The following is a 13906-nucleotide window of genomic DNA, read 5'->3' as shown; positions in this document are numbered from 1 at the left end:
GAGCCGTCCACAGGGGTGACGTCGCTGTCGGTGGCGCCGTCTAGTGTGCGGGCATGAGCGAGCACCGGGTCACACGCGAGCGGCTCGCCGACGCGGCCGTCGGGGTCGTGGTCGGCGTGATCGTGCTGCTCGCCGCCGTGGCGGACGACCGTGCCGGGCTCCTCGACTGCGCGCTGATCGCGCTCGGTTCGCTGGCCCTGGCCGCGCATCGCACGGCCCCGCGCGTGGTCCTCGCCGTCACCACCGGCGCTCTGCTCGCCGAAGTGCTCCATGCCGGGCCTGCCGCCACCCTGGCCATCCCCGTCGTGGGCGCCGTGCACACGGCGTCGCGGACCGGACACCGGGGCACCGCGGCGGCGACCGCCGCACTGTTCCTCGGCGGCTATGTGGCGGCGGGTTCGGCGACCTCGGCCATCGCTCAGGAAACGCTGCTGCTGGCGGGCTGGTTCCTGTGCGCGGTGGTGACGGGCCTCGCCGACCGCAACTGGCAGGCGTATCTGCGCCAGACGGAACAGCGCGCCCTGGAGGCCGAACGCACCCGGGAGGAGGCGGCGTTGCGCAGGGCGGGCGAGGAACGCCTGCGGATAGCGAGGGAGTTGCACGACTCCCTCACGCACAGCATCTCGATCGTCAAGCTCCAGGCGGGCGTCGCCGTGCACCTCGCCCGCAAGCGCCGCGAGGAGGTGCCGCCCGCCCTCCTCGCCATCCAGGAGGCGAGCGGCGAGGCCATGCGCGAGCTGCGCGCCACGCTGGAGGTGCTGCGCACCGACGAGTCGACGGGCACACCGGCGCTGCTCGTGGAGCGGGCGCGGGCGGCGGGGCTCGCGGTCGAGCTGACGGTGACGGGGGAGGAGCGGCCACTGCCGGCGACGGTCGACCGGGCCATGTACCGCATCGTCCAGGAGGCACTGACGAACGCGGCCCGGCACGCGGGTCCGGCGAAGGTCAGCGTTCAACTCACTTACGATGACGGTGACTTGACGATAGGCGTCGAGGACGACGGCGCCGCCGATCCGTCCCGTCCGCCCACCCCCGGCATCGGCCTGACCGGCATGCGCGAACGCGTCACGGCCCTCGGCGGCACTCTGGACGCCGCCCCGCGCGAGGAGGGCGGGTTCGCGGTGCGGGCACGGCTGCCCGTGGGGGAGGCGGGATGACGGACGGCGTGATCAGGGTGGTGCTCGTCGACGGCCAGGCGCTGATGCGGGCCGGCTTCCGGGCCCTGCTGGACGCCGAGGACGGCATCGAGGTGGTCGGCGAGGCGGCGGACGGTGAGCGGGGCCTGGCGCTGATCCGCGCGCAGGTGCCCGACATCGCGCTGATCGACGTACAGATGCCGGTGATGACGGGCATCGAGGCGACCCGCCACATCGCCGCCGACCCGGCCCTGTCCGGAGTCCGAGTCGTGATCCTCACCAACTACGGCCACGACGAGTACGTCTTCGAGGCGCTGCGGGCCGGTGCGAGCGGGTTCCTGCTGAAGGACACCGAACCGGCCGACCTGCTCCAGGCGATCGAGGTGGTGGCGGGCGGGGAGGCGTTGCTGTCGCCGTCGGTGACACGCACCCTGATCGGTGAGTTCGTCTCGCGGCCACCCGACCGGGCCACGGCGCCCGGCCTGGAGTGCCTGACCCGCCGCGAGCGTGAGGTGACGGCACTGGCGGCGCGCGGGCTCACCAACGAGGAGATCGCCGCGCACATGGTGATCAGCCCGTTCACGGCGAAGACCCACATCAGCAGGGCGATGACGAAGCTCGGCGCCCGCGACCGGGCCCAACTCGTCGTGTTCGCCTACGAGTCGGGGCTGGTGGCTCCGCGGGGTTCCGACGCGTCGGCGTGCTGAGCCGCCGGGCCCGACGGTCGCCCCGAGGGTGCCACCTCGAACGCCGCGAGGATCCGCTCGGCGGCCAGCGTCGCCGTCAACTCGCCGTTCCTGACCTGCTCTTCCAGTGTCGGCGCGAGCGCACGGACCGCCGGGTCGGCGTGCAGGCGGCCGAGGAGTTCGTCGCGGACCATGGTCCACGTCCAGTCGACCTGCTGGTCACGGCGCTTGGCGGCGAGCCGGCCGGTGGAGTCGAGCAGGGTCCGGTGCTGTTCGAGCCGGTCCCACACGCCGTCCAGGCCGACCGACTCGCGTCCGCTGCAATGCAGGACGGGCGGCGTCCAGGCGGCGTCCTTGCCGTGCATCAGCCTGAGCGCGCCCGCCAGTTCGCGCGCGGCGGCCCGCGCGTCGCGCTCATGGGGGCCGTCCGCCTTGTTCACGGCGAGCACGTCGGCCAGCTCCAGGACACCCTTCTTGATGCCTTGGAGCTGGTCGCCGGTGCGGGCAAGGGTGAGCAGCAGGAAGGAGTCGACCATGTTCGCGACCGCGGTCTCGGACTGGCCCACCCCGACCGTCTCCACCAGCACCACGTCGTAGCCCGCGGCCTCCATCACCACGATCGACTCGCGGGTGGCCTTGGTGACCCCGCCCAGCGTGCCGGCGGTGGGGGAGGGGCGGATGAACGCGGCCGGGTCGACCGACAGCCGCTCCATCCTCGTCTTGTCGCCCAGGATCGAACCGCCCGTACGACTGGACGACGGGTCCACCGCCAGCACCGCGACCCGGTGGCCGAGCGCGGTGAGCATCGTGCCGAACGCGTCGATGAACGTCGACTTCCCGACCCCCGGCACCCCGCTGACGCCGATCCGCCGAGCCCGCCCGCTGTGCGGCAGCAGCTCGGTCAGCAACTGCTGGGCCAGCACCCGGTGCTGGGGGCGGGTGGACTCGACGAGCGTGATGGCGCGTGCGACGATCGCCCGCTTCCCGTCGAGAACACCCTTCACATACGCGTCGAGATCGATCACAGCTCGTGCCCGAGGTCGGCACCCAGCCGCTGCACCAGGTCGTAGGCCGCGTCCGGGATCACCGTCCCGGGCGGAAACACCGCAGCCGCGCCCATCTCCAGCAGCGTCGCGACGTCCTGCGGCGGGATCACCCCGCCGACCACGATCATGATGTCCTCGCGGCCCTCATCGGCCAGCGCCTCCTTGAGCGCCGGGACGAGGGTGAGGTGACCGGCGGCCAGCGACGACACCCCGACGATGTGCACGTCGGCCTCGACGGCCTGGCGGGCCACCTCGGCCGGGGTCTGGAACAGCGGGCCGACGTCGACGTCGAAGCCGAGGTCGGCGAAGGCGGTGGCGATCACCTTCTGGCCCCGGTCGTGGCCGTCCTGGCCCATCTTGGCGACCAGGATGCGCGGGCGGCGGCCCTCGGACTCCTCGAAGTCGGACACGAGGGTGCGGGTGCGGTCCACGGACGGCGACTCCCCGGCTTCGTTGCGGTACACGCCGGTGATGGTACGGATCTGGCTCGCGTGCCGGCCGTACACCTTCTCCAGGGCGTCCGAGATCTCCCCGACGGTGGCCTTCGCGCGGGCCGCGTTCACCGCGAGCTCCAGCAGGTTGCCCTCGCCGCCGGCGGCCCGGGTGAGCGCGTCCAGCGCGTCCTGGCAGGCCGTCTCGTCCCGCTCCGCCCGCAGCCGCCGCAGCTTCTCGATCTGCTGGGCGCGCACGGAGGAGTTGTCGACCTTGAGCACGTCGATCTGCTCGTCGCTGTCGACGCGGTACTTGTTGACGCCGATGACCGGCTGCCGTCCGGAGTCGATCCGGGCCTGGGTGCGGGCCGCGGCCTCCTCGATGCGCAGCTTGGGGATGCCGGCGTCGATCGCCTTGGCCATGCCGCCCGCCTGCTCGACCTCCTGGATGTGCTGCCAGGCACGGCGGGCGAGGTCGTACGTCAGCTTCTCCACATAGGCGCTGCCGCCCCAGGGGTCGATGACCCGGGTCGTGCCCGACTCCTGCTGGATCATCAGCTGGGTGTTGCGCGCGATGCGGGCCGAGAAGTCGGTCGGCAGCGCGAGCGCCTCGTCGAGGGCGTTGGTGTGCAGCGACTGCGTGTGCCCCTGCGTCGCGGCCATCGCCTCGACACACGTGCGCGTGACGTTGTTGAACACGTCCTGCGCGGTCAGCGACCAGCCCGAGGTCTGCGAATGGGTGCGCAGGGACAGCGACTTGGAGTTCTGCGGCTCGAACTGCTTCACCAGCTTCGCCCACAGCAGCCGCGCCGCGCGCAGCTTGGCGACCTCCATGAAGAAGTTCATGCCGATCGCCCAGAAGAACGACAGCCGGGGCGCGAACGCGTCCACGTCCAGGCCGGCCTCACGGCCCGCGCGGATGTACTCCACCCCGTCCGCGAGCGTGTACGCCAGCTCCAGGTCGGCCGTGGCACCGGCCTCCTGGATGTGGTACCCGGAGATGGAGATGGAGTTGTAGCGCGGCATCCGCTGCGAGGTGAAGGCGAAGATGTCGGAGATGATCCGCATCGACGGCTTCGGCGGATAGATGTAGGTGTTGCGGACCATGAACTCCTTGAGGATGTCGTTCTGAATGGTCCCGGCCAGCTTCTCGGGCGGTACGCCCTGTTCCTCCGCCGCCACGATGTACAGCGCAAGCACCGGCAGCACGGCGCCGTTCATCGTCATCGACACGGTCATCCTGTCGAGGGGAATCCCGTCGAACAGCTGTCGCATGTCGTAGATCGAGTCGATGGCGACACCGGCCATGCCGACGTCGCCCGTCACACGCGGGTGGTCGCTGTCGTAGCCCCGGTGCGTGGGCAGGTCGAAGGCGACCGACAGGCCCTTCTGGCCGGCGGCCAGGTTGCGCCGGTAGAACGCGTTGGACTCCTCGGCGGTGGAGAAGCCCGCGTACTGGCGGATCGTCCAGGGCTGGTTGACGTACATCGTCGGGTACGGGCCGCGCAGATACGGCGCCATGCCCGGGAAGGTGCCCAGGAAGTCCAGGCCCTCCAGGTCACGGCCGGTGTACAGCGGCTTGACCGCGATGCCTTCCGGGGTCTCCCACAGGGGCTCGTCCCCGCCCGTGGCCTGCTTGACGGCCGTACGCCACTCGTCGGCGCCGCCCGCGGCGGCCGGGGTCCCCAGCTCGATCCCGGAGAAGTCGGGGATTCCCATCAGGACACTCCCATGCGGTCGAGGGCGGCGGACAGCACGGTGACCGCGTCGCAGCCCGCGAAGACGTAACTGTCGACATCGGTGTACTGCCCGGGGCGGCCCGCGAGGAACACGTGCGTGGCGCCCGCCGACCTGAACTCGGCGGCCACGGCCTCGGCCTGCTCCTCGTAGAGGGCGTCACTGGAGCACAGGCACACCTCCGTGGCGCCGCTCTCCTCGAAGGTGCCCTCGGTGACCGGCTCGACGCCGCCCGCCTGGAAGAGGTTCGAGGCGAAGGTGAGGCGTGCGGTGTGCGCGGCGGCCGGGCCGAGCGCGGCCAGGAAGATCCGCGGCCGGGAGCCCGTGGCGGCCAGGTGGGCGTCGGAGCGGGCGCGCAGGGCCTCGTACGCCTCGTCGCGGCGGACCCGCGGGAGGCCGCCGGACCGGGGCTGCGGCGCGGGCGCACGCTCCACGGGCGGCTCGGTGAGGTTCGGGAACTCGCTGACGCCGGTGATCGGTTCGCGCCGCTTGGCGAGCTTGCCGGTGCGCGCCTGCCACGTCTCGGCCAGGTCCTGGCCCAGCTGCCCGGAGCGCAACGCGGCCGTCTGGCCGCCGGCCTGCTCGATCCGCTGGAAGAACGCCCAGCCCGCCCGGGCCAGTTCGTCGGTGAGGGACTCCACGTACCAGGAGCCGCCCGCCGGGTCGATCACCCGGGCGAGGTGCGACTCCTCGATGAGGATGGTCGAGGTGTTCCGGGCGATGCGCCGCGCGAACGCGTCCGGCAGGCCGAGCGCGTGGTCGAAGGGCAGCACGGTCACGGAGTCGGCGCCGCCCACCCCGGCGGCCAGCGTGGCGACCGTCGTGCGCAGCATGTTCACCCAGGGGTCCCGGCGCGTCATCATCACCGGCGAGGTGACGGCATGCTGCACCTGAGCGCTGGGCGCCCCGCAGACCTCGGTCACCCGCGCCCACAGCCGGCGCGCGGCCCGCAGCTTGGCGATCGTCAGGAACTGGTCGGCGGTGGCCGCGTAACGGAACTCCAGCTGGGCGCACGCCTGTTCGGCCGTCAGCCCCGCCTCGGTGAGCTCGCGCAGATACGCGACACCGGTCGCCAGCGACGAGCCCAGCTCCTGGGCGGCCGAGCCGCCGGCCTCGTGGTACGGCAGCGCGTCCACGGTCAGCGCCCGCAGCCCCGGGTACTCCTCGGCGCACTGCCGAGCCAGCGAGGCGACCGGCGCGAACTGCGAGGACGTGCCCGTACGGGCCTCATGGCCGAGGGGGTCGGCGCCGAGGTTGCCGCGCGCCGCCTCCTTGGCGACGCCCCGCTCCTCGTACTGCCGCAGCAGCTCCCGCGCGGCGGGCTCCACGTCGGCTCCGGCGTCGAGGACGACGGGGGCCAGGTCGAGGTAGACGCCCTCCAGGGCCCGGCCGAGCGACGACACCGGGATGCCGCCCTCGCCGAGGACCAGCCAGAGCGAGGTGACGCCGTTCTCCAGGTCCGCGAGCACCAGGCCGTCCGTGAGCGCCGTGTGCCGCTGCCGCAGGTCCCAGCCGCCGGCCGTGCTGCCCTCGGCGCGACCGCCGCGGACGAACGGGGCGAATCCGGGCAGGCCGGGATCGGGCGCGGCTTCGCGCGAGGTGTAGAGGGGGCGGGTGCGCAGCCCGTCCTCCAACGCAGTGGACAGGGCGTCTTCCGCAGCCGGGCCCGAGACGTCCTTGCCCGACTTGCGCAGCACGCCTTCCACCAGGCGTTGCCATTGCTCATGGGTTGCGTCAGGGAACTCGGCGGCCAGCGAGAGCCCGTCGTCAGGCAGGACCGTCATGCTCGGATGCTAGGTCAGATCATCAAAGGAGCAGCAGAGGGCACGGCTGTGACCTTGCCCTCTTCCAGGTTGTGACCTGGGTCTCCGCACCCTGTCGGGCCGCCGGACACCCGAACGAACGACCCGGCCGCAAGCTGGGCTTGATAGCCTCCGAGAGCCAGTCGAGCCACACCCGAGGCCAGGGAATCCGGTGCGAATCCGGAACTGACGCGCAGCGGTGAGGGGGACCGGCGGGGCACAGACGCACGCCACTGGGAGACCGGGAAGGCGCCCCGTCGGGACGAACCCGAGTCCGAAGACCTGCTGGCACCTCCACGCCCGCGCGCGGAGGACGTCCGTAGGCCAGGCTCCGCGTACGAGCCCCGACAACCGAGGCACGCCTGTGTACCGATCTGCCCTCCGTCCCGCTGCCCTGCTGCTCGCGCCCGCCCTCCTGCTCACCGCGTGCGGCGGCTCGGGAAGCGGCAGCGCCGAGGACACCGGGAAGTCCGCCGCCGCGGGCTACCCCCTCACCCTCGACAACTGCGGCCACAAAGTCACCCTGAAGTCGCCCCCGAAGCGGGCCGTGTCCCTCAACCAGGGCACCACGGAGATCCTGCTCGCCCTCGGCCTCGCCGACCGGGTGGCCGGCACGGCGACCTGGACCGACCCGGTGATGAAGGGCCTGGACAAGGCGAACGCCTCCGTGCCGCGGCTCGCGGACAACGCGCCCTCCTTCGAGAAGGTCCTGGACGCCGAACCCGACTTCGTCACCGCCTCCTTCGTCTCCACCCTCGGCAAGGGCGGCGTCGCCACCCGCGAGCAGTTCGAGAAGCTGGGCGTGCCCACCTACGTCTCGCCCTCCGACTGCTCGGCGGGCAAGGACAACGACAGCGGCGGCGACGGCTCGCGCTCCACCCCGCTCACCCTCGACACCGTGTACGGCGAGATACGCGACCTGGCCCGCGCGTTCGGCGTCGCCGACCGCGGCGAGAAGCTCGTCGCCGAGCTGAAGGAGCGGGTGCGCAAGTCCACCGCCCAGCTGGACGTCTCCGATGTCACCCTCATGTACTGGTTCGCCAACTCCCAGTCGCCCTACCTCGCCGGCTGCTGCGGCGCGCCGGGTGCCATCACCCGCGCCGTCGGCGCGCGGAACGCCTTCTCCGACACCCACGACGAGTGGCCCCAGATCGGCTGGGAGACCGTCGCCGACCGCGACCCCGACGTCCTCGTGATCGGCGACCTCACGCGCAAGCAGCAGACCGCGGAGACCGCCGAGGCCAAGATCCGCTTCCTGGAGACCAACCCCGCCACCCGCAATCTGACCGCCGTGAGGAAGAAGCGGTACGTCCTGCTCAGCGGGCAGGCGATGAACCCGTCCGTCCGCACGGTCGAAGGGATCGAGAAGGTCGCCGCGGGCCTGCGCGACTTCGGGCTCGCCGGGCCCGCAGGATCCGCCAGGTGAGCGTCCGTACGCCGCTGCCGGCCCTCGGCGGCCTGGCGGCGGCGCTGCTCGCGTCGGTCGCCGTCGCCGTGACGATCGGGCCGGCCGACATCTCCACGGCGGACGTGTGGGCGTCCGTGGCCGCCCATCTCGGCCTCGGCGAGGGCACGTTGGCGCCGCTGCGGGACGGCATCGTGTGGAACCTGCGCATGCCGCGCACGCTGCTCGCCGCGGTGTGCGGGGCCGGGCTCGCCGTGTGCGGGGCGGTCATGCAGTCGCTGCTGCGCAATCCGCTGGCCGATCCGTTCGTCCTCGGCGTGTCCTCCGGTGCGTCCACGGGAGCGGTCGCCGTGGTCGTGCTGGGGGTCGGCGGGGGAGTGCTCTCGCTGTCGGCGGGCGCCTTCCTCGGCGCGCTGCTCTCCTTCGCCATGGTGCTGCTGCTCAGCCACGTCCTCGGCGGCAGCACGGACCGGGTCGTGCTGTCCGGGGTCGCGGCCATGCAGCTGTTCTCCGCGCTGACCTCGTTCATCGTGCTGACCTCCGCCGACGCCGAGACCACCCGGGGCGTGCTGTTCTGGCTGCTGGGCTCGCTCACCGGCGCCGACTGGGGACAGGTCCTGCTGTGCACCGCCGTACTGGCCGTGGTCCTCGCCCTCTGCCTCGGGCACGCCCGCACCCTGGACGCCTTCGCCTTCGGGGACGACGCCGCCGCCGGACTCGGCGTCCGCGTCGCGCGCACCCGGCTGGTCCTGCTCTGCGCGACCGCGCTGCTCACCGCCGCCCTGGTCAGCTGCGCCGGCGCGATCGGCTTCGTCGGCCTGGTCCTGCCGCACGCCACCCGGGCCCTCACCGGCTCCGGCCACGCCCGTCTGCTGCCGGTCACGGCACTGACCGGAGCCGTCTTCCTCGTGTGGGTGGACACCGCCGCCCGCACCGTCCTCGACCCCCAGGAGGTCCCCGTGGGCGTCGTCACGTCCCTCATCGGCGTACCGGCCTTCATCGCCGTGCTCTACCGAGGACGGAGGACGGCGGCATGACCAGCCTGCGCACGGACCGTGTCGTACGGCGCCTCGCCGACAAGGTCGTCGTCGACGGCGTCACGCTCACCCTGACTCCCGGCGAGACCGTCGGCCTGCTCGGCCCCAACGGCTCCGGCAAGTCGACCCTGTTGAGACTCCTCGCCGGGGTCCTCGCCCCCACCGCCGGGGTCGTCACCCTGGACGGACGCCCGCTGCCCGAGGTCGGCCGCCGCGCCACCGCCCGGCGTGTCGCCACCGTCGAACAGCACGCCCACACCCAGACCGAACTGACCGTCCGCGACGTCGTCGCCCTCGGCCGCATCCCGCACCGCCGTGCCTGGACGCCACCGACGGCCGCCGACGCCGAGGCCGTCACCGCGGCCCTCGCCCGCACCGGCCTCACCGACCGGGCCGCCCAGTCCTGGCACACCCTCTCCGGCGGCGAACGCCAACGCACCCAGATCGCCCGCGCCCTCGCCCAGGAACCCCGCGAGCTCCTGCTCGACGAACCCACCAACCACCTCGACATCCAGCACCAACTCGACCTGCTGGCCCTCGTCGCGAGCCTCCCGGTCACCACCGTGATCGCCCTGCACGACCTCAACCTCGCCGCGATGTACTGCGACCGCCTGCTCGTGCTGCGCGCAGGCCGCGCGGTCGCCGAGGGCACCCCGGCCGAAGTCCTGAAACCGGCGCTCATCGAGCAGGTCTACGGCGTCCATGCCGAGGTCACCGACGACCCCGGCCACCCGGTGATCCGCTTCCTGCGCCCGGCCGGCCCCGTGGGGCGGTGCTGACGTGCGGACACCCTCAGAACAGCCGGTGCCCAGCCGGATCGTGGTGTGCCGGGACTGCTGCTGCGGGACCCCGAAGGTGCCCGGAGTCGATCACGCGCAGCAGACCGCGCGACTTGCCGAGAACGCGCCCGTACGCATCTCCGAGTGCCTCGGCGTGTGCGAACACGCCAATGTGATCGTCGTCCAGCCCTCCGCCGCAGGCCGCGCCGCGGGAGCCCGCCCCGTCTGGCTCGGCCTCGTCAACGATCCCGACGCCACCGAGGACATCATCACCTGGGTCAGGGCAGGCGGCCCCGGCGTCGCACCCTGCCCCGACGTGCTCGACCTCTACACCTTCACTCCGCCCAGGCGCGCACGATGAATCGGACGAGCACTCACGGGCCACTCACCACTCACACCGAACCGGCCCCTGCCGGAAGGTTGAACCCCGAACGGGTAGTCCCTGAAGATCGGATGGACCGATCCGCGCGACAGCGAGGTGTCAGACCCGATGTTCACCACCCGCCCCACGCTCCAAGGCACGTTCGGCATGGTGTCCTCCACCCACTGGCTCGCCTCCCAGTCGGCGATGGCCGTGCTGGAGGGCGGCGGCAACGCGTATGACGCCGCCGTGGCGGGTGCGTTCGTGCTGCACGTCGTCGAGCCGCATCTCAACGGCCCGGCCGGCGAGGTGCCGATCCTGATCGCCCCGGCGGACGGCGAGGTGCGGGTGGTGTGCGGGCAGGGCGTGGCGCCCGCCGGGGCGACCGTCGCGCACTACCGGGGGCTCGGACTGGACCTCGTACCCGGGACCGGACCGCTCGCCGCCGCCGTGCCCGGCGCGTTCGACGCCTGGATGCTTCTGCTGCGGGACCACGGCACCAGGACGCTCGCCGACGTGCTCAAGTACGCCATCGGGTACGCCGAACACGGGCACGCGCCCGTGGAGCGGGTCGGCGAGACCGTAGAGACCGTGCGGGAACTGTTCGAGACGCAGTGGCCGTCGTCGGCCGCCGTGTACCTGCGGGACGGCAAGGCGCCCCGGCCCGGGGAGCTGTTCCGCAATCCCGCCCTCGCCGCCACCTGGAAGCGGCTGCTCGACGAGATCGCCGGGGCCGGGGACCGGGTCGCGCAGATCGAGGCCGCGCGGGAGGTGTGGCGCTCCGGTTTCATCGCCGAGGCCCTCGTACGGCAGGCCCGGCGCCCCACGATGGACACCAGCGGCGAGCGGCACTCCGGCACGCTCACGGCCGCCGACCTCGCCGGCTGGTCCGCGACCTACGAGGCACCGGCGACGTACGACTGGAACGGCTGGACCGTGTGCAAGGCCGGCCCCTGGAGCCAGGGCCCGGTCCTCCTCCAGCAGCTCGCGCTGCTCCCGCCCGAACTGCCCCGGTACGGGTCCGCCGAGTACGTCCATCTGCTGATCGAGGGCTGCAAGCTGGCCATGGCCGACCGGGAGGCCTGGTACGGCGACGCGGCCGACGTACCGCTCGCCGCGCTGCTGTCCGACCGGTACAACGCGGACCGGCGGGAACTGGTCGGCGAGAAGGCCTCCCACGAGCTGCGGCCCGGCAGCCCGGGCGGCCTCGCCCCACGGCTGTGCGCGCACGCGCGCGTGGCGGCCGCCGAAGGGCCCGGCCTCGACGCGCTGGGCGGCGGGGAACCGACCGTCGCCAAGCGGCCGACCTCGCCCGTGCCGGGAGAGCCCGAGACCTCCGCCGACGGGGGCACCCGCGGCGACACCTGCCACCTCGACATCGTCGACCGGTGGGGCAACATGATCGCGGCCACGCCCAGCGGCGGCTGGCTCCAGTCCAACCCCGTCGTGCCCGAACTGGGCTTCCCGCTCGGCACCCGGCTGCAGATGACCTGGCTGGAGGAGGGCCTGCCGAACTCGCTGACCCCGGGCCGGCGGCCCCGCACCACCCTCACGCCCTCCATCGCCCTGCGCGACGGCGTGCCCGTCATGGCCTTCGGCACGCCCGGCGGGGACCAGCAGGACCAGTGGCAGCTGCACTTCCTCCTCGCGGTCGCCCTGCGCGCCCCGGTCCGCGGCGGCCTCGACCTCCAAGGCGCGATCGACGCCCCGAACTGGCACAACGACAGCTTCCCCGGCTCCTTCCACCCGCGCGGCATGCGACCGGGGAGCGTCACGGTGGAGTCCCGGATGGACGCCGGGGTGGTGGAGGAGCTACGGCGGCGTGGTCATGCGGTGACCATCGGTGACGACTGGTCGGAGGGCCGGCTGTGCGCCGTAGCGAGGGACCCGGAGACCGGCGTCCTGTCGGCGGCGGCGAATCCGCGGGGCATGCAGGGGTACGCGGTCGGCCGCTGACCTGCAGATATCGGCACCACGAGTTCACGGCGATGCCATCCGGTGTCCATCCGGCGGGCGGGGGTTGTCAGTGGGACGTGCTCTCATGGAGGGGTGATCGAAAACAACGAAACCATCGACGAGTTTCTCGCACAGCACGCGGCAGACGTGGAAGAAGCGGTCCGCAAGGCGGCCGCGGCCGAGATCATGCCCCGCTTCCGGCAGCTCGCCGCACACGAGGTCGACCAGAAGAACGGACCGCACGACCTGGTGACCGACGCCGACCGGCTCGCCGAGCAGTACCTCACCGAGGCGCTCGGAGCACTCCTGCCCGGCTCGGTCGTGGTCGGCGAGGAGGCGGTGCACGCGAACCCCGCGTCGTACGACGCGATATGCGGCGACGCCCCGGTCTGGATCGTCGACCCCGTCGACGGCACCCGCCAGTTCGTGCACGGGGACGACGGCTTCTGCACCCTGGTCGCGCTCGCCCGGCACGGCGTCCTGCTCGCCTCCTGGACCTACGCCCCGGCCCGCGACCAACTGGCCACGGCGACAAGGGGCAGGGGCGCCTTCCTGGACGGCGAGCGACTGCGGTCCGGCGCGCCGGATCCCGGCCGTGACCTGCGGGTGGCCACGTCCCACCCGGACTACACGACCGACGAGCAGAAGCAGGCGCTGCTCGGCCTGTGGACCGAGGGCGTACGGCCCCGCGCCTGCGGTTCGGCGGGGCTGGAGTATCTCGCCGTCGCCCGGGGCGAGTTGGACGCGACCGCGTTCAGCTGGGAGGCCGCCTGGGACCATGCGGCGGGCATCCTCCTCGTCGAGGAGGCGGGCGGCGCCCACCTGACCCGCACGGGCGAACCGTTCCGCATCACGGGCGGCAACGAGCTGCCGTTCACGACGGCCCGGGACGCGGCCACGGCTCGGCGGGTGGTGGAATTGCTGTCGGACGGAGCCTGACCTGCGGGTGGGAGCGGCCGCCGACACGCAGGTCGACCACCTCGAACTGCGCGCGTGTGCCGTCCTCGGGCCACCGGCACCCCGCTTCCAGGAGCACCGCGGCGTCCACGAAGCCCAGGGCCGGCAGACCCACGTCGACGAACACGCCCGTCACCCCGGGCCCCCAGGGTGACCTGGTGAAGGTGCCGGTCAGACGCGTGCCGACGGGCAGGGGACCGCTGTCGTGCCGTACCTCGCACTGGCGGTGGGACCGGGCGCGGCCCCACGCGAGATCGAACTCCCGACGGTCCACCGGCCGTGCGTCCGGCGGCTCCACGACCGGTTCTCGCGCCGGCACCCCGTACACGACCTCGTACAGCCGAACGCCCCAGTCCCCGCACGTCTGCCGGGCCATGGCGAGCTCGGCGGCCTCGACGGCGACCACCGGCAGCGAGGCGTGCCCCCGGAACGAGATCTGCCGCACCACCCGGCCCGTCGCCCCTACCTCGAACCAGTGCCGGACATCGTCCTCGGGCACGTGGATGAGAAAGCGGCGCGTCACCCGGCGGACTTTACCCGTGCCCTGAGGCTGTCAGCGGCCCGGCATATCCT

12 protein-coding genes and 1 riboswitch are annotated in these 13906 nt (G+C 72.8%); of the genes, 8 read left to right on the top strand and 4 right to left on the bottom strand.

The window, feature by feature from the left end; genetic code table 11:
• Nucleotides 1-53 precede the first annotated feature (53 nt).
• Entirely contained in the window at nt 54-1157 is a 1104-nt protein-coding gene (locus OG331_RS12710) for a sensor histidine kinase (RefSeq protein ID WP_406195217.1), read from the top strand.
• Nucleotides 1154-1843 (top strand): response regulator, encoded by a 690-nt coding sequence (locus tag OG331_RS12705; RefSeq protein ID WP_406195214.1) that lies wholly within the window; start codon nt 1154-1156, stop codon nt 1841-1843. Before OG331_RS12710 ends, OG331_RS12705 begins: the two co-directional genes overlap by 4 nt.
• On the opposite strand, the gene meaB is transcribed toward OG331_RS12705, so the two are convergent.
• The 3 genes from meaB to OG331_RS12690 are packed head-to-tail and all read right to left on the bottom strand — an operon-like array spanning nt 1792 to nt 6820.
• Nucleotides 1792-2847, bottom strand: coding sequence for a methylmalonyl Co-A mutase-associated GTPase MeaB (meaB, locus tag OG331_RS12700; RefSeq protein ID WP_406195212.1), 1056 nt, complete (start codon nt 2845-2847; stop codon nt 1792-1794). The genes OG331_RS12705 and meaB overlap by 52 nt on opposite strands.
• Complete coding sequence (gene scpA, locus OG331_RS12695) at nt 2844-5018, bottom strand: methylmalonyl-CoA mutase (RefSeq protein WP_406195209.1); 2175 nt, start codon at nt 5016-5018, stop codon at nt 2844-2846. Before scpA ends, meaB begins: the two co-directional genes overlap by 4 nt.
• Nucleotides 5018-6820 carry a methylmalonyl-CoA mutase family protein gene (locus OG331_RS12690; protein ID WP_406195207.1) on the bottom strand — a complete coding sequence of 601 codons (1803 nt, stop codon included), beginning with the start codon at nt 6818-6820 and terminating at the stop codon, nt 5018-5020. Before OG331_RS12690 ends, scpA begins: the two co-directional genes overlap by 1 nt.
• 141 nt (nt 6821-6961) lie before the next feature.
• Nucleotides 6962-7143: riboswitch (cobalamin riboswitch) on the top strand.
• Nucleotides 7144-7202: 59 nt separating this feature from the next.
• On the opposite strand from OG331_RS12690, the gene OG331_RS12685 reads away from it, so the two are divergent.
• The 6 genes from OG331_RS12685 to OG331_RS12660 all read left to right on the top strand — a co-directional run bounded on the left by OG331_RS12685 (nt 7203) and on the right by OG331_RS12660 (nt 13315).
• Nucleotides 7203-8264, top strand: a complete 1062-nt coding sequence (locus tag OG331_RS12685) for an ABC transporter substrate-binding protein (RefSeq protein ID WP_406195205.1) — start codon at nt 7203-7205, stop codon at nt 8262-8264.
• On the top strand, nt 8261-9280 hold the full coding sequence (locus tag OG331_RS12680) for a FecCD family ABC transporter permease (RefSeq protein WP_406195203.1): 1020 nt from the start codon (nt 8261-8263) through the stop codon (nt 9278-9280). The genes OG331_RS12685 and OG331_RS12680 overlap by 4 nt, the downstream gene beginning before the upstream one ends.
• Nucleotides 9277-10059, top strand: a complete 783-nt coding sequence (locus OG331_RS12675) for an ABC transporter ATP-binding protein (protein WP_406195200.1) — start codon at nt 9277-9279, stop codon at nt 10057-10059. Before OG331_RS12680 ends, OG331_RS12675 begins: the two co-directional genes overlap by 4 nt.
• Before the next feature lies 1 nt (nt 10060).
• Nucleotides 10061-10420 (top strand): (2Fe-2S) ferredoxin domain-containing protein, encoded by a 360-nt coding sequence (locus OG331_RS12670; protein WP_406195198.1) that lies wholly within the window; start codon nt 10061-10063, stop codon nt 10418-10420.
• A gap of 129 nt (nt 10421-10549) precedes the next feature.
• Nucleotides 10550-12376 carry a gamma-glutamyltransferase family protein gene (locus OG331_RS12665; RefSeq protein WP_406195196.1) on the top strand — a complete coding sequence of 609 codons (1827 nt, stop codon included), beginning with the start codon at nt 10550-10552 and terminating at the stop codon, nt 12374-12376.
• Nucleotides 12377-12469: 93 nt separating this feature from the next.
• Nucleotides 12470-13315 (top strand): inositol monophosphatase family protein, encoded by an 846-nt coding sequence (locus OG331_RS12660; RefSeq protein WP_406195194.1) that lies wholly within the window; start codon nt 12470-12472, stop codon nt 13313-13315.
• On the opposite strand, the gene OG331_RS12655 is transcribed toward OG331_RS12660, so the two are convergent.
• A complete protein-coding gene (locus OG331_RS12655) occupies nt 13251-13856 on the bottom strand; it encodes a hypothetical protein (RefSeq protein ID WP_406195191.1) in 606 nt (201 codons plus the stop codon). The two genes, OG331_RS12660 and OG331_RS12655, sit on opposite strands and share 65 nt — an antisense overlap.
• Between the last annotated feature and the right edge of the window lie 50 nt (nt 13857-13906).

The organism is Streptomyces sp. NBC_01017 (assembly GCF_045162795.1).
Classification (GTDB): domain Bacteria; phylum Actinomycetota; class Actinomycetes; order Streptomycetales; family Streptomycetaceae; genus Streptomyces; species Streptomyces machairae.
The sequence above is the reverse complement of the archived record's forward strand: the minus strand, read 5'-3'. Positions and strand labels throughout refer to the sequence as shown.

Excerpts from the sequence above, each read along its gene's own strand:
- OG331_RS12710 (WP_406195217.1), top strand. The coding sequence starts at position 54 with ATGAGCGAGCACCGGGTCACACGCGAGCGGCTCGCCGACGCGGCCGTC.
- OG331_RS12705 (WP_406195214.1), top strand. The coding sequence starts at position 1,154 with ATGACGGACGGCGTGATCAGGGTGGTGCTCGTCGACGGCCAGGCGCTG.
- scpA (WP_406195209.1), bottom strand. The coding sequence starts at position 5,018 with ATGGGAATCCCCGACTTCTCCGGGATCGAGCTGGGGACCCCGGCCGCC.
- OG331_RS12690 (WP_406195207.1), bottom strand. The coding sequence starts at position 6,820 with ATGACGGTCCTGCCTGACGACGGGCTCTCGCTGGCCGCCGAGTTCCCT.
- OG331_RS12675 (WP_406195200.1), top strand. The coding sequence starts at position 9,277 with ATGACCAGCCTGCGCACGGACCGTGTCGTACGGCGCCTCGCCGACAAG.
- OG331_RS12665 (WP_406195196.1), top strand. The coding sequence starts at position 10,550 with ATGTTCACCACCCGCCCCACGCTCCAAGGCACGTTCGGCATGGTGTCC.